This is a genomic window from Acidobacteriota bacterium (assembly GCA_035471785.1).
Classification (GTDB): domain Bacteria; phylum Acidobacteriota; class UBA6911; order RPQK01; family DATIPO01; genus JANQFM01.
On record DATIPQ010000110.1, the window covers coordinates 25,468 to 45,757 of the forward strand.

Below are 20,290 nucleotides of genomic sequence, written 5' to 3' on the forward strand. Positions count from 1 at the left end.
AATCAGCGGGGACGCAGGTCGGCCACCACGGGGTCGTGGTCCATGTCTTTGAGGCGGCGGCCCTTGAGGGGGCCGGACTCGAGCAGCTCGAAGTGTTCGGGACTGAAGAAGACGTAATCGAGGCGGCGGTCGGGTTCGGCCGTGGACCCGCCGCCTTCTCCGGCATCGCGCAGGCGCTCGGCCAGGTAGTTGTAGGACTCCACGTCGAGGTGCTCGTCGTTGCTGAAGAGGTCCTGGCGGCGGCCCAATCCCAGGTCGAAATTAAGGTCTCCCATCAGCAGCCTGGGAAGCGACGGGACCCGTTCCAGGACGTCCATGGCCAGCCCCACGGCGCGATTGCGTTCCTGGGCTGAAAAAGCGTCGGCGTGGAGCACGGCCACGGCAATGGAGCGCTGCTCTCCAGGCGGACGGCACAGTCCGAAAAGGAGACGGTTGCGTCCCGGCCAGGAACGCGCTTGCAGGTTTCCGCCACGCATCATCAGGGCCACCCTGGGCGCCTCTCCGCGCCCCCCTACCTCGACCCTCCAATCCTGGCCCAGGCGCTCGACCAGCCGCTGGGCCTGGCGGCGCGAACGCACCTCCTGCAAGGCCACCAGGTGAGGGGCGAGTTCGCGAAGGGTGGCGGCCACGTGATCGATGAGTTCGTCGTCCAGCGGACGGCCCCCGTCGGCGCTGCCGCCCACGTTCCAGGTCATCACCCGAAAAACACCCTCCGCCGGAGGAGCGGCCGCGAATCCCCGAACGGGAGCCGGGCGCAAACCCCAACCGGCGACAAAGAAGATCAGGGCAGCCAGCAGCAGCGCCCCCTCCATCCAGCATCCGCGCCAGCTCCGCAGCTTCATCCCACCTCCTCGCGGGAGCGGAAGCGGTAGAGGGCCAGAGCCAGGAAAAGGCAGGCGAAGCCGGCCAGCATCGAAGCCTCAAAGGCCACCTGGTGCCAGGGAATCCGCTCCTGAAAAAGGGCCCTCCAGTAGCCCAGATGACTGGTGAAGAGCCAGGGACGCAAGTCACGGAAAAAGTGAATCTCGCTGACCACGTAGAGCACCAGATAGACGGCCACCGACGATCCCACGGCATTAACCGGATTGCCCACCCAGGAAGAGAGCAGCAGAGCCAGCGAAAGGGTGGCCAGCAGCCCCAGGGTAGCCGCCGGCCACACCATCAAGAAACGCGCCAGAGCCTCTGACTGGGGCAGGAACTGGTGCTGAGAGGTCATCTGCAGCACGCCCGGATAGATGTTGAGATCGCCCCAGCCCACGGCCAGCAATCCCAACAGCAGGCTCAGGCCTAAAAAGCCGCCCACCAGAAGAAAGAGGTAGCTCAAGGAGATGGCGGACTTGGCCAGGAAGAGACTGCGGCGTGAAAGCGGACGGGTCAGCATCAGGTCGATGGTGCGGGAATGGGTCTCCGAGGCGATCTGGGCGCCGGCTTCGGTGGCCGCGAAAATGGGCAAGACCAGCACGAATCCGAAATAGAAGGCGTAGAGCGAGAAGGTCAAGCCGTTGAAGTAGGAACTGTTTTCGAAGGTGTAGCGGAAGTCGGCCTGTCCTCCGGTTTCCTTTTGGGCGTAGGTGTAAAAGCCGAAGAGCATGAGGGCCAGGAAAAGCACCAGCGCCGAGATGGCCACCCAGGGCCGCTTGGAACGCACCAGCTTGAGCAATTCCAACCGAGCCAGCATCAGCGCACGTCTCCCCTGGCGGGAAGTCCCTGGTCGCGGCGGGCCTGACGGATGCGCTGCAGCAACAGTTCTTCCAGTGTGGGTTTGGCCTCGTGGAACTCGATCAGGCGCACTCCGCAGTCCTGCAGAAGCGCTGAGGCTTGGGCCAGGTCGAGGGCGGAGGCCGGCAGGAGGAGGGTGCCGTCGGGGGCGGCCTCGGGCTTGAGGCCGCGACGCCGCAGGGCTTCCAGAGCGCGGGCCGAATCGTCGACGCGCAGGTGCAGGCGCTGGCGTCCGTCGCGCAGTCCCGAGGGCGGACCCGAAAAGAGGACGCGCCCCTCTTCAAGAACCAGCATGCGGTCGACGAGTTGTTCCACCTCAATCATCAGGTGGCTGGAGAGCAGGATGGAGAGTCCGCGTTCCTGGCGCAGGCGGCCCAGCACCTCGCGCAGGTCCAGCACGGCCAGCGGATCGAGTCCGTCGGTGGGCTCGTCGAGCACCAGCAGATCGGGCGGCGGAACCAGCGCCTGAGCCAGGGCCAAGCGTTGGCGCATGCCGAAGGAATAGCCGCCCACCCGGTCGTCGCCTCGTCCCAGCAGCCCCACCGTAAGCAGAGCGCTGTCCACGTCCTGGCGCGAAGGACGGGCGCCGTTGCTGCCCAAACCTCCCAGCAGGCGCAGGTGCTCGCGGGCCGTGAGGCTGTCGTAGAGGGGCGGCGGTGCGAAGGCGAAGCGCGTCCGCCGCATGACCTGGCGCCTGCGGCTGAAAGGGTCGAGTCCGAAGACCCGCACCTCCCCCGCGCTGGGCTGCAGCAGTCCGGCCAAAATCTTCAAGAGCGTGGTCTTGCCCGAGCCGTTGGGACCCACCAAGGCCAGGATTTCACCTTCCTGCAAACGCAAGTCGACATTGAGCAAAGCTTGGCGCCTGCCGTAATCGCGGGACAGTTTGCGGGTTTCAACGACGGCCTCTTGCATGAATCAACCGCCGCACATTGTAACAAGCGCCCGCGCGGCATGACGCCCCTGCCCGCCGTCAGCGGACCAGCATATCGTCCCATTCGTTGATGGTGACCTTGTCGGGCTTGAAGCCGAGGCCGGGAATATTGAAGGGCGTCATCGCTCCCCGGCTGGTCAGGAAGCCCAGGCGCATGACTTGCCCGTTCAGATGCAGGTAGAGAGGGACGGGCGCGCGAAAGTCGTCGTTGACCTCCCTTTGATGCAGCTTTCCGCTCACCGTCCACTTGCCTTCCTGCTGGTCGGGCTGGATGCTGAATTCGAGTTCGTACTTGGGGATCTGGTTGCCGTAGACCCAGGCATCGAAGAACCAGTCCATGCTGCCGTCACCGTCGATGTTCATCATAGGCAGCATGTGTTTCTCAACCACCTTCTTGAAGTCTTCAGTCGAGGCAGGCTGGTTGAAATGGGTCTTGGTGAAATCCTTCATCATGGCGATGAAGCGTTCATCCGGCTGCTTGGAATTGGGGTCGTAGAACATCATGCGCAACATGTGCAGCACCCAGCCGCCTTTTTCGTAAACCAAGGCCGAGTAGCCGCGGGGATACTCGGCCGAACTGAGGCGCCTGCCCATGTAGATGGGCCCGAGGACGTTGTAGGAGCCCTTGCCGTCTCCGTGCATGAACAATTCGCGGTCCTTCCTCATGCGCTCGAAGTATTCCTTGGGCGAGCGGCTGTACCAGGCGTAGAGGTTGCCCGAGAACTGAGCGAAGCCCTCCGACAGCCACTGGTCGCGGTAGCTCTTCCACCCCACCACGTGGCCCCACCACTGGTGAGAGGTTTCATGGGCCCTGAAGTAGTCGGTGATGCCCACGGCGTCGTCGATGCCGAGTTGATGGCGTTGAGTGCTGTCGAGGAAAGTCGCCGTCGAAAGGTAGAGGAGCGAGGGCCAGCCTTGCCCGTAGCTGAAGGGGATGTTGGAGACGGCCAGCTTCTTGTAGGGATAGGGACCGAAGTAAGTCTGCATCACACGCAGGCTGTTGCCCACCTCGACGGCCATGGTTCCGGCCATGCGTCCGGGCGAGAGGGACCCGAGGTTGACCGCGCTTCGGGTCTGTCCGATGCCTGGACTTGCCAGATGCTCGATACGGCGCAGGAAATCGTCTCCCCGGGCATTGGCGTAGACCTCGACTTTGACATCGCCTACGTCGTGAGTCTCGATCTTGTAATCGCCGAAAGCGAACCCCGCCACGGCCAGCGGAATCTCGCTCTTCCAGCGGGTGATCCGCTGATCGCCTTCCTTCTGGTCCGAGAGCTTCTCGCCTACAGACACCGCATCGTAGCGCTTGGGGACGCTCAGGGTGATCTCGAAATCCTTGCGGGTGGCGAAAGCGTTCTCGTTTATGGAAGGCCTGCCCATTCCATAACTGGGATACCATCCGAAGCTGCGGCAGAAGAAATTGCCGCCCCCGACCTCTTCAACTACCTTCTTGCCCGCGTACTGAAAAGTGAGTTGATGTGAGCCCTGTGGCCACGGTTGTGGCGCCACCACGGCCAGATAGTCGTTGTAGAAGACATCGTCGCGGTCTTTTTCGGGCTGCAGGAAGGTCAATTCATTGCCTTCCTGGTCCTTCACCGAAGAAACCTGCAAGTCGGGAGTCATGGCGAAGAGCAGGACGCGCTCGCCCGCCCGCTTTTGATCGAAAGTGACGTCGACCGTGGCTCTGAGTTCGGTGTTCTTTTCGACGGTGACGTCTATCTTGTAGGAACGCACCACCGTCTCTTGATGAGAGACGGGATCTTGAAAGACCTCCTGCGGGGTGCGTCCGTCCTTGGGATACTTGACCCAGACATCGCGGCTGCGATGCGATTCCCGCCAGTTGATCAGTTCCAGCTCTTCGGGATCGAACTCGTCAAAGCAGAAGCTGAGCCAGCCGTGCTTCCTGGTCTTGATTTCGGCGGCCAGAAAAGCGTGGTGAGAGCCTTGAGAAGCCAACAGGGCTTTGAGCAGCCGGGCGTCCCAGTCGAGTCCGTGGCGGCGCAGTTTGCGCAAGCGGTCGAGGTCGGGGCGGAAGGAGCCATCTTGCGACTGAAGGGCCTGAGAGAACTTGCCGCCGGTGCCGTCGCCGAAGAAGAGCAAAGCTTCGGTGAACTCGGCGTCCACCGTCGCTTCCTTGGCGTGAAGGGCCAACTGGTCACGCTCGGCCGACAAGGACGGTTTGATGGAAAGGCGGCCCGAGCCCTGAAAATAGGCCATGGAGGGACGCCCCGGCAAAGGCGAGTCCAAGGCCAGGCGCCCTTGCTGGAAGACGATTTCAGCCTCGTCCCTGCGCAGCGTCAGGTCGGCGAGGCTGCCGCCCTGAGCGAACTCGGGACTGCGTAATCGCTGCCACAGGGCGGCGGCATCCAGGCTGTCAGGAGCAATCTCGGCGGCTTTCTCCTCCACCGCTTCAGGTGGCACTGTTTCTTCCTGAGCCAGCGCCGTCGGGACGGCAGCCATCATCAAGACTGCAACGAACAATCGCTTAACCATGGTTCCTTCCTCAACAATGGTTCCCGCTTCAATAGCTTCCGCATCTATAATGCCAGAGACCGCAGAAAGATGAAGCGATTTTTGGAGAAAAGAGAGGCTTAAGTCCGAATCAGTTTTGAGAGAACCGGTTACCCGTGGAAATAGTCAGGCTCCATACCGCCGCGCCACTTGATGTTGCATCCCACACTGGGTTTCTGGTCTTGGCTCACCGCTCTGCCTTCAAGCACGGCATCGGCGGCCTGACGCAGGTCTCGCCCGCTCACGGCAACCTCGTTTCCTGGACGGCTGTCGTCGAATTGGCCTCGGTAGACCAGCTTCAGGTCCTGGTCGAAGAGGAAAAAGTCGGGGGTGCAGGCAGCCCTGTAGGCTTTGGCGGTCATCTGCGAAGCATCGAAAAGATAAGGAAAGACATAGCCGACTCTTTCCTTCTCTTCCTTCATTTTCTCGGGCCGGTCCTGGGGATGTGTCTCGACGTTGTTGGAGTTGATGGCGACGATGCCCAGTCCTTTGGAAGTGTAGTCGCGGGCGAAGTCGGCCAAGCCCTGGCTGATGTGCTTGACGAAAGGACAGTGATTGCAGATGAACATCACCAGCAGGCCCTTCTTGTCGGTGAAATCGTCGAGGGAAACCAGCTTTCCTTCGGTGTCGGGCAGTTCAAAAGGAGGGGCCTGGGTTCCCAGGTCCAGCATCGTCGAAGCAGTCTTAACCATAAAGTCATTGTTCCAAAGCACAAGGCCAAGCGTCAAGAAATCGGGCTTGGCCGGTTGAAAATGGCGCGGCAGAATGCGATGCTCTTGAGGCGATTCTGAACTTGATCCGGGAGCTTGTCGATGGACCTCATTCTGGTCGCGGACGCCGAGCCGCTTCCGCCGGTTTTGGCCGAAACGATCACCGACCGAGACGTGCAACTGCTGCGGGCCGAATCCAGCGCCGAGGCGCGCCGGATTCTCAGCCAGGAACAGACGAATGTCCGCGTCTTGCTGCTGGATTGGAAGCTTCCTCCGGAGGGCGGCCTTGAACTCCTTCAGTGGACCCGCCGGCAAGAGAGATTGCCCTACCTTGAAGTAGTCGTCGAATCCTCCAGACTGGGACCCGAAGACGTTCGCCACTGCTTCGATTGCGGAGCCTGCCGTTTCGTCAGCAAACCCTGGCAGCCTATTCAGTTGCAGGCCGCCTTGCGTTCCGCGGTCTCCGATTCCAAGATGAAGGAATCGCTGCTGGGACGCATCCGCGAGTATGAAGACGCCCTCGGACTGCTCAAAGAAGGCATCTTCAAGGTCCACACCCTCAAGGACGCCGAGTCGCTGGCCATCGGATTGGGCCGTCTGTGCCGCAACCGGCAGGACAGCATGGCCATCTTGGAGCTGCTCAGCAACGGCATCGAGCACGGCAACCTGGGAATCGGCTACGAGGAGAAGAGCAAGCTGCTCAAGGAAGGCCGCTACCGTGAAGAGATCAAGCGCCTCCTGGCCCTGCCTCCCAACCGCAACAAGTTCGTCACCGTGCACGTGCGCATCAGCGAGAAGGGGGGCGACATCGTCATCACCGACGACGGCCCCGGGTTCGACTTCGACAACTTCATGACCATTGATCAGGAGCGTCTCTATGACTCCCACGGGCGCGGCATCCTGATGGCCAGTTCCCTGCTCGACTTGCAATACGAGCCTCCCGGCAACAAGGTCCGCGTCCACCTGCCGCCCCGCGACGAAGAAGAACCTTCGCCAGAGGACGGGGAGGTTTCGAGTTGATTGGGAGTTGGCCGTTGGGGGTTGGGATTTGCGTCAGCCGGGACGTGAGTAGAGGTTGCGCTGTCCACAGAGTGGACAACGGTAGGATTTGATCCAGAGGAACACCCGCTGCAAGCCCGGACGCAAAGAATCCTCGGGATGTCCCGCGCCGCAACGGCAGCAGACGTTCCATTCCTGCGGCTTGGTGCTGAGGTGCTCGCCGTCCAGCCGGGGCGGGGGCGGCGGAGGATCAGCCTCTTCGAGCCGTTGGAAGACCACGCCCCATCCATAGCGGCTGAGGCCCTTCCAGCCGGCTTTGTCCATGGCGCGGGCCAGGTAGTTGAGCAAGACCAGGCCGGCCCGCAGCCAAGAGGGGCGGATGCGTCCCAGAAGGCGGGCGCGGCGAGGAAAATGGGGCAGCTTGGAGGGATCCGGGGGATTGAGGTAAACGAAACCGGTATTGAGTCCCTTGGAGCTGCGCGCCGCCACCTGCGCGCCTTGCTGCACCCGGTCTACAAACTCGCCGAAACGGAATTGATTGAGGTGGCCTCCCCCCTTGAAGACGCATCGGTAGAGGCGGTCATCGAGGGAATACCCGTCGGGCACGGCGGCCCACAGCAGACCTCCCGGCTTGAGGACGCGGCCGATCTCGTCCAGGACGCTGTCCAGATCCTCGAAGTGCTCCAAAGTGTGGTTGCAGACCACCACGTCGATGGCGGCGTCCTTGAGAGGAAGCCCTTGGGCTCCGGCTTTGAGGCGGCGTGCATTGCCCGGCGCCGGTCCCGCCGGAAAGTCGAGGTCGAGGGCCAGCACCCGCGCCCGGGTGGCGGCGTAGTTGAAGCTTCCGCCCCCGGCTCCCAGGTCGAGCACGCGTCCCTCGGGCCCCAGTTCCCCGACCAAGTGTTCCATTTGTTTCCCTTTCAGCCCGAGTTCGCACTTCGCATACCGCCCTTCGTCATTCCCTCACCAGGGAAGGCGGGCCAAATAGTCTGGGGATGCTTTTGGAACCAGTGATGATGGATTGCGCAGGGTCAAGAGAGCTACCTAGAAGTGTCCCCGGCTGTCGCGGGCGATGCCGTCGGGGTACCCAGGCGCAGAATCCAGGACCGTCGGCACTAGTCGCGCAGCTTGGCCAGCAGCCGCAGCATTTCAAGGTAGAGCCAGACCAGCGTGACCACCAGCCCGAAGGCCCCGTACCATTCCATGTAGCGGGGAGCGCCCTTTTCGGCGCCCTTCTCGATGAAATCGAAGTCGAGCAGCAAGTTGAAGGCCGCCACGCCCACGATGACCAGGCTGAAGATGATGCCCAGAGGTCCGCTGGAGTGAAGCAGGGGCATGCTGATTCCGAAGAACCCCACCACGAAGCTGGCCAGGTAAAAGAGGAAAATGGCGCCGGTGGCCATCATCACCCCCGAACGCAGTTTGGCGGTGACTTTGATAGTCCCGGTCTGGTAGAGCATCAGCATGGCCAGCAAGGTGCCGATGGTGAGTCCCAGCGCATAGACGGGAAGGCCTGGGTACTGGGCGTCGAAGTAGCGCGAGATCACTCCCAGCAAGGCCCCTTCGGCCAGGGCGTAGAGAGGCGCGGTAATGACCGCCCATTGGGGCTTGAAAATGGTGACCAGAGCCAGAATGAGGCCCGCGATAAGTCCGCCGAAAAGCAGCAATGATCCCAGCGGCGTATCGGCGTAGGTCCAGGACACGGCTGAAGCCAATACGACCAGCAAGATGAGGAAACCGGTCTTGTGGACGGTCCCGTCAACGGTCATGGCGGCTTGGCCGGCGGAGGCGCTCAGATGCCGTTCAAAGCGCGATCCAAGGGCAGGATTTGAAGTTCTCATTGCACAATTTTGCTTAAATTCTTGCCAATAGTCAACGAAAACCCAACTCCCCACTGCGCAGGTCGACCTCGGGTCCGCCGAAGGGTACGATGTTGCGTCGTCCATTCCGCTGCCATCCTACGATGGGGCAGCGGCAGTAGGCGGAATTCACACGGCCCGGAAAAAAAAGGCCGCGCAGTTATCCCCGCGGGGAAACTGTCGCGGCCTCTCAAATGTCGTCTTCGACTCGCTCAGCTCTTGAAGCTAGCGAGAGCCGCTCCCTCTTCTTTATAGTCGTCAAAGACGGTCAGCAGCTTGGTGATGGCCAGCAACTCGCGCATCTTGCGGGTCAGGTTGAGCAGCTTGAGCTGGCCTCCCTGGTTGGTCACGGTGGTGTAGCAGCTCACCAGCTCCCCGATGCCGGAGCTGTCGACATAGCTCACCTCGCCCAAGTTGAGCAGGATGTCTTTGTCGCCCTGCTCCAATAGCTGGCGAACCTTGTTGCGGATCTCGGCGCTGCCCTCCCCGATCGTAATTTTGCCCGACACGTCGAGAATCGTGACGCCGCTTATCTTCCGCTCTTCAATCTTCATCGTGGTCTCCCTTTTTCTCTCGGTTCAATCTTTTTTCCATGCGTACCTCAAGCCCGCCTTCCGGCAGCGCCGCGAAGGATACGTCGTCCATAAAGGAGCGAACGTAAAAAATGCCGCGTCCGCTTGGCTTGAGCAGGTTCTCTGAGTCGGTGGGATCGGGGAGATCATCTTCGTTGAATCCCTCGCCCTGGTCCCGTACCAAAACGACAAGACCGTCCGGAGAAGCCGTCAGGCAAACTCCGACCGTCTTGTTCTCGTCCTCCCTGTTTCCGTGCTGGATAGCGTTGATCACCGACTCCCGGATGGACATGCCTATCCAGTAGCGGGCGTCCTCATCAAATCCAATCAGCTTTGTGATATTGTCGGAAACATCCTGGACGAGTTCGAGGTAACAGACCGCGCTCGCGAAGGATAAGTCGACCTGTGCCTGAGTCACCGTCGTTTCGCTAATCGCAAACCTCCCCAAAATGGGGAAAATCATAATCTCCAACCGGGCCTTTGTCAACCACCGTCCCCAACCTACTATTTCTGGTAAAATCGAGTGGGTTCAAACAGTTAGAGCGTATTGAATGTCGCCACGCCTGAAAAAAATTCTGGCCATTCCGGCAATTCTACTGGTCCTAGCGGTAGTTTTTTTCTTCGTCTACCTGAATTCCGGCTCCTTTGCCCGGCGGGCCCAGGCTTGGCTGGTCGATTGGATGGAGGCCCGCTATCAGGTCGAGGTCGAGCTGGACGGCCTCGACCTCGACATCTTCAGGCTGCGCGCCCGTCTCACCGGCTTGCGCATTTTCCAGCGCCCCCGCCAGTATCCCGAACCTGCCTTGCAATTCGAGTCGGTGCTGGTAGACGCTCACTTGAGCGTTCTCTTCTCGGATGAAATCCGGCTGCAGAGGGTGGACTTGAACGGTCCCGTGCTGCGCTTGCGCAGCCCTCAAGACGGTCCCTTCAACCTGCGCGCCATGTTCGCGGGTAAGACAGCCGGGGCAGCCGGCGGCGGCAGCGGATTCGATCTGGGATCGCTGACCATCGAAGAACTGAACATCGACCGGGGCCGGCTTATCTACAACGACCGGGTTTTGCCCATCACCACCACCCGCTTCGGATTCCGCGGCGCAGTGGAAGCGGGGATCACCAAGGGCAGCTATCAAGGGCGCCTGGCCTTGAGCGGGCTCGATTTGGAAACCGAGAAAGTGCTGATCCCCTCGGCCAACGTGGCGGTGAACCTGAGCGGCAACATGGAAGGGATCAGCGATCTGCGCATCGATCTCGACTCGGCGCCGCTGAAAGCGGCTCTTCAGGGTCAGATCGCGGACTTCAGCAGCTTCGCTTATCAATTTCAGGCCGAGATCGAAAGCCGCGTGGAGGACCTGAAGCGACCGGGCTTTCTCGACTCGCTGCAAAGCGCTCCCCTGCGGAGCCGCGGAACCCTCACGGGTCAGGGCAAGTCGTTCCTCTACCAGGGCAGGGTCACCTCTGCGCTCGTCACTGCTTACGACCTCGATTTTCAGGAGATCTCCGCCCAGATCACGGTGGATGCCGAGAAGGCTGACTTCTCGGATCTGGGAGGAATTTTCAGGGGCGGCCGAATTAGCGGTTCGGGCCGATTGGCCATCTCAGAGGACCTGCAAACCGAAATAAAGGCCCAGGTTGAAGGAACCCGCCTGGACGGCTTCCACCGCCTCCTCAGCGGACGCGCCGACGCCTCCATCGACCTTTCCTACCCGGGCCGCCAGTGGGAAAAGATTCGGGGCCGAGGCCGCGGACGCTATCAGGCCGAGCTGAAGCTGGACTTGCTCGACCCCCGCCTGCCCGCCCTTTCCCTGGCGGGAAGCACCCCCATCCGCATCGCCGAAAGCACCGTCTATCTTCAGGGCGGCGAAGCTTCCGGCGAGGGGCTCGCCCTCAAGTATTCCTTTCAAATCGACGGCGACCAGAACTACCGGGGCCAAGCCAGCTTGCAAGCTGAATGGGCCGACCGATTGCTGCAGGCCGTCCTCATCGAATACGCCCAGCAACTCCCCCCCCAATTGCAGGACCGTCTGGCCCTGCGGGGCGCGCTGCGGCTGGAGGCCCAACTCAAGGGCCGGGGCGATGCCTTCAACCTGCGAAGCCAGTTGGAGCCGACTCAAGTGCTGTGGCAGGGCGAGCCCATGGGCCGCCTCAGCGCCCAAGCCCTGTGGACGCCCGAAGCGCTGCATCTGGAAGAGATCCACTTGCAGGAAGGTCCGGTGGACGGCCAGGGACTGCTCTTGCTGCCGCTGCCGCATCCCGCCGACTTCACCCTGCGAATGCAGGCCAGGGCCGCCAACTTGCCGGTGGAGCTGTTCGAGTCTTTCCTGCCTCCCGAGCTGGAGGCGGGCGGACGCGTCAGCGGCGACCTCAGGCTGTCCCGCGCCCCCGCCCAACCCTGGACGCTGCAAAGCGACTTCAGCCTCACCCAACCTCGCCTGCTGGGACGCCGCCTCGACTCCCTGAGCGGACGCTTGAGCCTGGCCGAGCAACGATTGCTGCTGGAGAACTTGCAAGGCTCCCTGGAGGAAGGCAGCTTGAGGGGCTCGCTGACGGCATTGCTCGATGAGGAGTCCTTTCAGGAACTGCGCCTGCAAGCCCGCAACCTTCCCCTCGAACCCCTGGCGGGTCCCGACCTGCCCCTGGCTGGACGCGCCGACCTGACCCTCGATGCCCAGGGGCCATGGACCAGTCCCGACTTCGACCTGCGCATCGAGGCTCCCGCCCTGAGCCTGGCCGACTACAAGCTGGAAGATGCCAAGCTGAGCGCGCAGGGACGCCAAGGCCGCGTCGAGTTCCAGTTCGAACACCGCATGTACGGCTCCGACGTCCTCCACAGCCAGGGAACCGTCTCCCTGCAGCCGCCCTATCAAGCCGACGCCCGCCTGAGCTTCGCCGACCTGGCCCTGGGACCCTTCATTCAAGAGGCCGCCGAAGTGGAGTTGGGCGACGCTTTCGCCGCCCAGGTGACCGGCAGCGTCACATTCAAGGGCGACCTGGCCCAACTGGCACGGGCCGACATCGGCATCGACCTCGACACTCTGCACCTGACCTCCACGGGATATGAACTGAGTAATCCCGCGCCCCTCAAGGCCAGCCTCAGGCAGGGCATGATCAGGATCGAGCCCTTCACCGTCCAAGGCCCTCAAACCGCCCTGACCCTGTCGGGAAACATCTCCGTCCAACCGCCTCGCGAACTGCAACTGCGCCTGGAAGGGAACACCAATCTGCGTCTCTTCAACGATTTCCTTCCCAGCGGAGTGATGTCGGGGGAGGTTCAGCTCAACACCGTCATTTCGGGTTCTCTGGCCGACCCGCGCATCGTGGGCAGCGGATCCCTGAGCAAAGGCATCTTCTACTCGCCTGACCTCTTCACCTCCCTCTACAACGTCCGCGGAGAGTTCAAGTTCAATCCCAGCCAGGTTTCCATCGACTCGCTCAGGGCCGGGACCTCGATGGGCCAGATCCAGGCCCAAGGCGGCATCTTTTTGAACGGCTTCCTGCCCGAGTCCTGGCAGATCAATCTCTACGGCACCGGGCTCCAGCCCTCCTTTCCCGAAAACGTGCTTTCGGTGGTGGACGCCAACCTCGATTACCTGAAGAGCGAGGCCGGCCAACTCATTACCGGATCGGTGGTGGTTCGGTCAGCCGAATACACCCGCAACATCTCCCTCACCGAACTGATCACCGGCTATCTGACCGGAACCGACCTGGACCTCTATGAGCAGACCGGATCGGACATCGACCTGGACGTATCGGTGGAAGGCTACCGCGCCTTGCGGGTGGACAACAATCTGGCCGATCTCAATGCCAGCGCCGACCTTCGGGTGAGGGGGACGGTGGCCTCGCCCGTCCTGCTGGGCAATATCAACATCGACCGCGGCGAGCTGACGCTGGAGGGCAACGACTACTCCATCAACCGGGGCGTCATCAACTTCAACGATCCTCGCCGCACCAAGCCCAACATCAACTTCGAGGCCGAAACCAACGTCCGCGACTTCGACGTGACGGTGCAGATCAGAGGGCCGCTGGACCGCCTCAATTTCAACTTCCGCTCCGATCCGCCGCTGCCTCAGCCCGACATCTTTTCCCTGTTGGCAGTGGGGGAGACGCTGGAGGATTTGGGCGGAGGCGGCGGCGATTCCATCTACCGCACCGGATCGCTGGGCGTGGTGGGAGCGGGCCGGGTGCTCAGCCGAGCCCTGGGAGAGAGCCTGGAGTCGCGGACCGACAAGCTCTTCGGACTGCAGCGCTTTACCGTCGACCCTTTCCTGGCCGACGAAGGACGGGACCCCGGCGCCCGCATCACACTGGGGCGCCAAATCAGCGACAATGTAGGCGTGACTTACGTGACCGACATCGGATCCGAGAACTCGGGCCAAATCGTCATCGTGGAAATTCAATTGCTGGAATGGTTGACAGCCGTTGCCACGCGCGAGCAGGACGGCTCGCTGGCCGTCGACTTCAAGCTCAAGAAACGATTTTAGTATCCCACCGCCGCGCGGCCCGATGAACAAGAGCGGCGGGAATGCGGTCTCAATCCAACGAACGATGAATACGACAGCGGCGGCTTTACTGCTTCCCATGCGCACTCTCCTGCTGGTCGTGCTCTGCCTTCTTCCGGGCCTGCCCGGCCCCGCCCTGGCCCAAAGCGATTACGAGGGCCGCACCGTGCGGGCCCTTCATATCCGCTCCGACGGTCCTCTTTCGCGCATCTCCGAGGCCGACTGCCGCCGCCTCATCGAGATCAAGGCCCAGCAGCCCTTCTCCAGCTCGCGCGTCAAGTACTCCATCGAGCAGCTCTACGCCTCTCAGGCTTTCTACGATATCCGGGCCCAAGTCGAGCCCGTCGCGGGCCAAGCCGTGGAGGTCACCTTCCTGCTCTACCGCCGCTACCTCATCGCCAAGCTCGAGTTCAGCGGCCAACTGCGCCTGCCGCGGCAGATGCTGAGGCGCGAATTCCCCCTGCGGGTCGGCACCGCCTTCTCGGAAGACCAGCTTGAGGCGGGAGTGCGCCAACTTGAGGTGCTCTATCAGCGCCATGGCTACTACCTGCCCTCCATTCAGCCCCGCTACTCGGTCAACCGCGAAAAGGCCCTCATCGAGATCGACATGCACATCGAGTCCGGCCAGCAGGCGCGGGTGGACAGCGTGGAGATGACGGCCGTCAGTTCAACCGATCCCGACCTGCTGCAAGAGCTCGACATTCAGCCCGGGCAGCCCTACTCCAAAGTCGAAGCCGAAGAGCGCCTGCAACGGATCCGCCAGGACCTGACCTTGCAGGGCTACCTCGACACCACCCTGGAAATCGTGCGCGAAGACTACTTCCCGGAGACCGGAAGAGTGGCCTTGACGCTGGACTTCGAACGGGGCCCCCGGACCGAAATCCTCATCGAGGGCGCCGACCTCAAGGACAGCGAGAGGCTGAGCCTGCCCATCTATAACTTTTCCAGCGCCTCCGAGGTGCTGGCCCGCGAGACGGTCCGCCGGCTGGAAGAGCTTCATCATCAAAAGGGCTATTTCCAGGCCCGTGCCGACGTCAACGCCACTTCCAGCGGAGGACTCGCCTTTTTTGTCGACAAGGGCCAGAAAGCCTCCCTGCGCAATATCGTCATCGAAGGAGCCCGCGAGATCCCGGAGGCCCGCCTGCGGCAAGTGCTGCGGGTTGAGACGGCGGGCTTCTTCTCGCGCGGAGAATTCAGCCGACGCCTGGCCCGCCAGGATGAGGAGACGCTGCAGAACCTTTACCGCAGCGAGGGTTTTCAGCAAGCCACCGTGACCCACCGTCTGCAGCCCTTCAAGGGAGGAAAAGAGCGGCACCTGGAAATCGTCTACCACATCGAGGAGGGGCCCCGCTCGACCCTGAAAGAGGTGAGCTGGAGCGGCAACACGACCCTCAGCGACCAGGAGATCGCTGAGCTGATCATCTCTCAAGAAGGGCAGCCCTTCTCGCCTTTTCACGCCGCCCGCGACCGTTCCGAACTGCTGGCCGCCTACGAGGACCGGGGCTTTCGCGAGGCCGACGTGAGAGCCGAGGTGACCTCAGGCAGCGGAAACGGGGTGTCTCTCCACTTCACCGTGGAGGAAGGAAGCCAGACTTTCGTCGACGAAGTGGTGGTGGTGGGCGACCTCAATACCCGCCGGGCGGTCGTGCAGCGGCAGATTCGCCTGCAGAGCGGAGAGCCCTTCGCCCTGCGCCAGGTATTGGACACCGAGACCAACCTGCACGACCTGGCCGTATTCGACCGCGTGCAGATCGACGCCGCCGAGATTTCCGGCGATCCCGACAAGCGTACGGTGGTCATCCGTTTGGAGGAGGCGCCCCGCTTTACTCTGCTCTACGGTCTGGGCTACAGCTCTTTCGAGGGTCCTCGTGGCACTCTGGGCCTGTCCGACAACAACTTCCTGGGCCGCGCCCAGGTCCTTTCCCTCAGTGTGCGGGCCTCGGAGATCCGCCAACGGGGCACCCTTTCCTGGAACTTCCCGCGGATCTTCAGCCGCGATCTGCCCACCATCCTCTCCCTCACCGCCCGCAACGAGGGACTGCGCACTCAAACCGACGGCGACGTCGAAACCATCGACGGGCGCCCCTTCGAGGAGTTTCGCCTGACCGCCTCGTCACAAAGCCAAAAACAGCTCAGCCGACGCGAGTCGCTGCTCTTCGGACTCAGTTTCGAAGACGTCAACGTCGATCTGCCCCCCAACCTCTCCGACGCCACTTTGGGCTTCTTCCGCCAGGAAGCGGACCTCACGCTGGCCAGCTTGCAGGTGACCTACGTCAACGAAAGCCGCGACGTCCCCTCCGACCCCAACCAGGGCTTCTTCCTTTCCGGCTCCTCTTCCCTCTTCACCCGCGCCTTGGGCTCTCAAGAGGAATTCTTCCGCATCCTGGCACAAGGACAGCACTACCGTCCGCTGCCCCGCGACGTGGTTCTGGCCACCTCGCTTCGACTGGGATGGATCGCCTCCTACGGAAGGACCAGCAGCGCCGGCAATCCCGTGCCCATTTCGGAACGCTTCTTCTCGGGCGGGTCCACCAGCCTGCGCGGCCTGCCCCAGGACCTGGCCGGCCCGCTCTTGCGCGATCCTGAAACGGGAGAGGTGATTCTGGTCGACAACGAGGGACGCATCGACCCCAACGGACGGCCCATCCCCGAAGGCGGCAACGCCCTCATCATCGGAAACATCGAACTGCGGGTCCCCCTTTACAAGATTCTCTCGGGAACCCTCTTCTACGACGCCGGCAATGTCTTCAGGTCCTACAGCGAGATCTCTCTGCGAGACTTCTCGCACACCTTCGGCCTGGGGCTGAGGGTCAAGACCCCGGTAGGGCCTGTCCGCTTCGACGCCGGATGGAATCCCGATCCGCCCTCGGCGCCCGGGTTCGACCGCTGGACCTTTCATATCAGCCTGGGGCAGGCCTTTTAAGGAGGAGCATGTCATGACCAGACCATCGCTGATCTTGAGCCTGATCCGGGGACTCCCGGCCCTGCTGCTTCTGTGCTTGCAGTTGAATGCGCCGGCCCTCGCTCAGCCACCCGCTCCCGCCAGCGGCGACAGCCGCCTGGCCGACCGCCTGGCCGCCGTGGTCGAGGGCGAGGTGATCACCTTGACCGACGTCCAGTGGCTGATCCTCTACAAAGGATTCGAGCCTCCTCAAGACCCGCGGCAAGTGCAGGATTTCCGCCTCGACATCCTGCAGCAAATCATCGAGGAGAAGCTCATCGCCAACGAAGCCCGGCGGACGCCGGGAGTGAACGTCACAGCCGTCGAGGTAGAGCGCCAGGTGGAGGCCTACCGGCAACGCTTTCCCGACGAGGAGGCCTTTCAGCGGCGGCTGCAGGAGATGGATATGGACCGCACCGACCTGCGCAATCTGATCGGACGGCAGTTGGCCGTGCTGCGCTTTCTGCAACTCCGCTTCGAGCCCTTCATCATCGTCCTGCCCGACGAGATCTCCGACTTCTACGACAACCGCCTGCGTCCCGAGTTGGAGGAATCGGGGCAGCCCCTGCCCGACCTGGATCTGATCCGGGAAGACATCCGCGAAATCCTCACTGTGGAAAAGACGAATCTTGAAATCGAACGCTGGGTGCGCGAGCGGAGTCAAAAGAGCGAAGTGACCATTCTCTTGGGGCGTCAGCATCCACAGTTTGCTAATCTGCCCGCAAAGGTCATCGAGGAGGGCAATATCAGGCCCTTGGGTAAAAACGGCCCCGGTGGGCCTCCTTAATCACATCTTAATGCACACGAAGAATGCAATCTGCTGTCGATGCCCGCAGCATGAGGCCCTGATGCCCTTTTCCAAGGCTTTTCCACAGGCATTTCCACCAATCAGTGGATGAAGGGATTATCAAGACTTCGTAAACCCCCGGACCCCCGGGACACAGAAACCGACTAGGCCATTGAACAGGCCCGAGGTGAAGCCCTCGAACTCACCCCAGCATCCGCCGCTCCCGAATCACCGTCCCATGCCGCAGGGTCAGGTTGACGACATGATCCACTCCGTGCTCGAGCAGGAAGCGGCGGGCCTCATTCAGCCCCTGCCCCACTTCATCGGGACCATGGCTGTCGTCCCCGAAACAGAAAGGGATTCTCATGCCCACGCCGGCCCGCACGATCCACCCCTCGGGATAGGGCTCCGACAGACCCTTGCGGTAGGCGGCGGTATTGACGTCCAGGATGGATTGATGGCTGCGTACTACATCCAGCGTTTGGTCCAGGCGGCGGCGGACTTTGGGACTGCTGAGGGCGCCGTCTCCCCTGGGGGCGTTAAGGCGAGGGAGATCGATATGAGCCACCACGTCGGGCTTGACGGCTTCCACCATCTCGGCCACCCGCTCGTAGTAGCGCAGGATGAGTTCTTCCAGTCCTCCGCAGGCCTCCACGGCTTGTTGGAAGTCTTGCTTGGCCCCGTCGATGGAGATGTCCTCCACGTGGTGGACCGAACCCACCATGAAGTCGAAGTTGTACTTGCGCCGCAGTTCGGCCATCTCGTCGCCGTAGCGGTCCGCTGGAACCGACTCGGCCTCGAATCCGCGCAGCAGCACGATGCGGTCCTCGAATTCCTCCTGAAGAGCCAGCATTTCGGCGGCATAGGTATCGAAGTCGCGCCGCAAGCGCCCGACGTCATAGCCTTTTTTCTTCTCGGAGGAATAGAGAAAGCGGGGATCGGATCGGGGGGCGTGTTCGCTGACGCCGAAGACATGGTATCCGGCTTGCACGGCCGCTTCCACGACGTCGCGCAGCGTACCCTTGGCGTGCTCGCAGTATTCGCCGCAATGACCGCCGTGCAGGGACACTTTCCAATTTGCCGCCATGCAAGTGTTTGTATCATAGTAGCGAATTCCCCGGCAAAAGCGGGCAGGGCGCTTAACAAACAGCGGACGGCATCATGAAACGACCGGTCTTGCGAACCGAATTGAGGATTTTCGCGGTCTGCGTCATCCTGGTCTTCATCATCGACTACGCCGTGGGGCTCAACCGCGTCTCGCCCTGGTCCCTGGACCCTCAAAGCCCGCTGCAATCGCGTCTGCTGCCCGCTTTGCTGCTCTATGCCCTGAGCTGGGGCGTCCGCCTGGCGGCCGGCCTCCTGGGCAAGGATGCCGGGCCTTCAGACAGCCTGACGCGGAACGGGGAAGGAGAAGATGGATGAGAGCCGTACTGCAGCGAGTCCGCCGCGCCCAAGTGTCCGTCGACGGCGAAGTGACGGGAAAGATCGGACCCGGCCTGCTGGCCCTGGTGGCCGTTCATCGCGACGATCAACAAAGCGACGTCTCCTGGATGCGGCGCAAGCTCATCAATCTGCGTTTCTTCGACGACGCCGAGGGCAAGCTCAACCTCTCTCTCAGCCAGGTGGGCGGAAAGATCCTGGCGGTCTCCCAATTCACCCTCTACGGCGACTGCCGCAAGGGTAACCGGCCCTCCTACACGCGCTCGGCCGGCCCCGACAAGGCCCAGGCCCTCTATGATCAGTTGGTGGAGGACCTGAGAGCGGGGGGAGTCCCCGTTGAGACGGGCGTCTTTCAGGCCTCCATGCAGGTGGAACTGGTCAACGACGGCCCCGTCACCCTCATGCTCGATTCCCGCCAGCGCCTCTAACACATACCCGGAATTTTGCAAATCCAGGAAAATGCATACTGAGAGCACCGGATTTTCCACCCCCACTCCACTTTTCAGCTTGACAATTCACCCAACATACACTACAGTTGGCGAGCGAATGGCCTAGTCTCGAAGAAGGTAAAAACGGGTGGGGATTGCGCCATCAGAGCCGGCGGGAGAAGCGCAAATCCACACCTTGAGAGAAACTTGGACGGGGAAGGAGCAAGGATACAATGTCACTAACTAAGCGGCAGAAATCGATCCTCGATTTCGTGCGGGAGTTCATCAACAGCAACGGCTATTCTCCCACCTTGGAGGAGATTGCTGAGAAGTTCGACCTGGCTTCCCTCAACGGCGTCTACAAGCATCTCAAGAACCTGGAAGAGCGCGGCTTCATCCGCCGTCTGCCCAACCAGTCCCGTTCCATCGAGCTGATCGACAAGGCCATCATCGAAGAGACGGCCGTGCCCATGCAGGGCTACGTGGCCGCCGGCCAGCCCATCGAAGCCATTCCCAACCCTGAAACCGTTCACGTGCCCGAGCACCTGCTTACCCGCGGACGCAATTACGTGCTCACGGTCAGAGGCGACTCCATGATCGACGAGCACATCGAGGAAGGCGACATGGTGGTGGTGGAAGAGCGCTCCCACGCCAACAACGGCGAAATGGTCGTCGCCCTCATCGACGGCAGCGACGCCACCCTCAAGAAGTACTACCGGGAAGGGGCCAGGATCCGCCTGCAGCCCGCCAACGAAAAACTCCAGCCCATCTACGTGGACGAAGACAAGATCCGCATCCAGGGCGTCGTCGTCGGCCTGATGCGCCGCTTTTAGACCTCCTCAGATCGGCTGATGACCCCACGGGCGGCCAGGCAGGCCGCCCTTTTTGATGTCTGGG

General features: G+C 62.0%; 17 protein-coding genes. 7 read left to right on the plus strand and 10 right to left on the minus strand.

Annotated elements, in window-relative coordinates:
- Positions 1-2: 2 nt before the first annotated feature.
- The 5 genes from VLU25_16280 to VLU25_16300 form a co-directional block, all read right to left on the minus strand.
- Positions 3-842 (minus strand): endonuclease/exonuclease/phosphatase family protein, encoded by an 840-nt coding sequence (locus VLU25_16280; protein HSR69494.1) that lies wholly within the window; start codon positions 840-842, stop codon positions 3-5.
- The gene (locus VLU25_16285) at positions 839-1,678 is read right to left on the minus strand and encodes an ABC transporter permease subunit (protein HSR69495.1); all 840 of its coding nucleotides are present in this window, start codon (positions 1,676-1,678) and stop codon (positions 839-841) included. The genes VLU25_16280 and VLU25_16285 overlap by 4 nt, the downstream gene beginning before the upstream one ends.
- A complete protein-coding gene (locus tag VLU25_16290) occupies positions 1,678-2,631 on the minus strand; it encodes an ABC transporter ATP-binding protein (GenBank protein HSR69496.1) in 954 nt (317 codons plus the stop codon). Before VLU25_16290 ends, VLU25_16285 begins: the two co-directional genes overlap by 1 nt.
- Before the next feature lie 58 nt (positions 2,632-2,689).
- Entirely contained in the window at positions 2,690-5,143 is a 2,454-nt protein-coding gene (locus tag VLU25_16295; protein HSR69497.1) for a M1 family aminopeptidase, read from the minus strand.
- A 128-nt stretch (positions 5,144-5,271) separates the two neighbouring features.
- Positions 5,272-5,853: a thioredoxin family protein gene (locus tag VLU25_16300; protein ID HSR69498.1), complete on the minus strand. Its 582-nt coding sequence runs from the start codon at positions 5,851-5,853 to the stop codon at positions 5,272-5,274.
- Positions 5,854-5,973: 120 nt separating this feature from the next.
- Between VLU25_16300 and VLU25_16305 the strand changes: the two genes are divergently transcribed.
- The gene (locus VLU25_16305; protein HSR69499.1) at positions 5,974-6,891 is read left to right on the plus strand and encodes a response regulator; all 918 of its coding nucleotides are present in this window, start codon (positions 5,974-5,976) and stop codon (positions 6,889-6,891) included.
- A 33-nt stretch (positions 6,892-6,924) separates the two neighbouring features.
- On the opposite strand, the gene VLU25_16310 is transcribed toward VLU25_16305, so the two are convergent.
- The 4 genes from VLU25_16310 to VLU25_16325 form a co-directional block, all read right to left on the minus strand.
- On the minus strand, positions 6,925-7,779 hold the full coding sequence (locus tag VLU25_16310; GenBank protein HSR69500.1) for a class I SAM-dependent methyltransferase: 855 nt from the start codon (positions 7,777-7,779) through the stop codon (positions 6,925-6,927).
- A gap of 206 nt (positions 7,780-7,985) precedes the next feature.
- A complete protein-coding gene (locus VLU25_16315) occupies positions 7,986-8,711 on the minus strand; it encodes a Bax inhibitor-1/YccA family protein (protein ID HSR69501.1) in 726 nt (241 codons plus the stop codon).
- 230 nt (positions 8,712-8,941) lie between these two features.
- Positions 8,942-9,283: an STAS domain-containing protein gene (locus VLU25_16320; protein ID HSR69502.1), complete on the minus strand. Its 342-nt coding sequence runs from the start codon at positions 9,281-9,283 to the stop codon at positions 8,942-8,944.
- Positions 9,273-9,764 carry an ATP-binding protein gene (locus tag VLU25_16325; protein HSR69503.1) on the minus strand — a complete coding sequence of 164 codons (492 nt, stop codon included), beginning with the start codon at positions 9,762-9,764 and terminating at the stop codon, positions 9,273-9,275. Before VLU25_16325 ends, VLU25_16320 begins: the two co-directional genes overlap by 11 nt.
- An 88-nt stretch (positions 9,765-9,852) precedes the next feature.
- Between VLU25_16325 and VLU25_16330 the strand changes: the two genes are divergently transcribed.
- From VLU25_16330 to VLU25_16340, 3 genes are all read left to right on the plus strand, one after another.
- Complete coding sequence (locus tag VLU25_16330; protein ID HSR69504.1) at positions 9,853-13,779, plus strand: translocation/assembly module TamB domain-containing protein; 3,927 nt, start codon at positions 9,853-9,855, stop codon at positions 13,777-13,779.
- Positions 13,780-13,843: 64 nt separating this feature from the next.
- Entirely contained in the window at positions 13,844-16,720 is a 2,877-nt protein-coding gene (locus tag VLU25_16335) for a POTRA domain-containing protein (GenBank protein HSR69505.1), read from the plus strand.
- Between the two features lie 13 nt (positions 16,721-16,733).
- Positions 16,734-17,525, plus strand: coding sequence for a SurA N-terminal domain-containing protein (locus VLU25_16340; protein HSR69506.1), 792 nt, complete (start codon positions 16,734-16,736; stop codon positions 17,523-17,525).
- A gap of 202 nt (positions 17,526-17,727) precedes the next feature.
- On the opposite strand, the gene VLU25_16345 is transcribed toward VLU25_16340, so the two are convergent.
- Complete coding sequence (locus tag VLU25_16345; protein HSR69507.1) at positions 17,728-18,612, minus strand: histidinol-phosphatase; 885 nt, start codon at positions 18,610-18,612, stop codon at positions 17,728-17,730.
- Positions 18,613-18,686: 74 nt separating this feature from the next.
- Between VLU25_16345 and VLU25_16350 the strand changes: the two genes are divergently transcribed.
- The 3 genes from VLU25_16350 (at position 18,687) to lexA (ending at position 20,226) form a co-directional block, all read left to right on the plus strand.
- Complete coding sequence (locus VLU25_16350; protein HSR69508.1) at positions 18,687-18,947, plus strand: hypothetical protein; 261 nt, start codon at positions 18,687-18,689, stop codon at positions 18,945-18,947.
- Entirely contained in the window at positions 18,944-19,393 is a 450-nt protein-coding gene (gene dtd / locus VLU25_16355; protein HSR69509.1) for a D-aminoacyl-tRNA deacylase, read from the plus strand. Before VLU25_16350 ends, dtd begins: the two co-directional genes overlap by 4 nt.
- A 233-nt stretch (positions 19,394-19,626) precedes the next feature.
- Positions 19,627-20,226: a transcriptional repressor LexA gene (lexA, locus tag VLU25_16360; GenBank protein HSR69510.1), complete on the plus strand. Its 600-nt coding sequence runs from the start codon at positions 19,627-19,629 to the stop codon at positions 20,224-20,226.
- Positions 20,227-20,290: the final 64 nt, after the last annotated feature.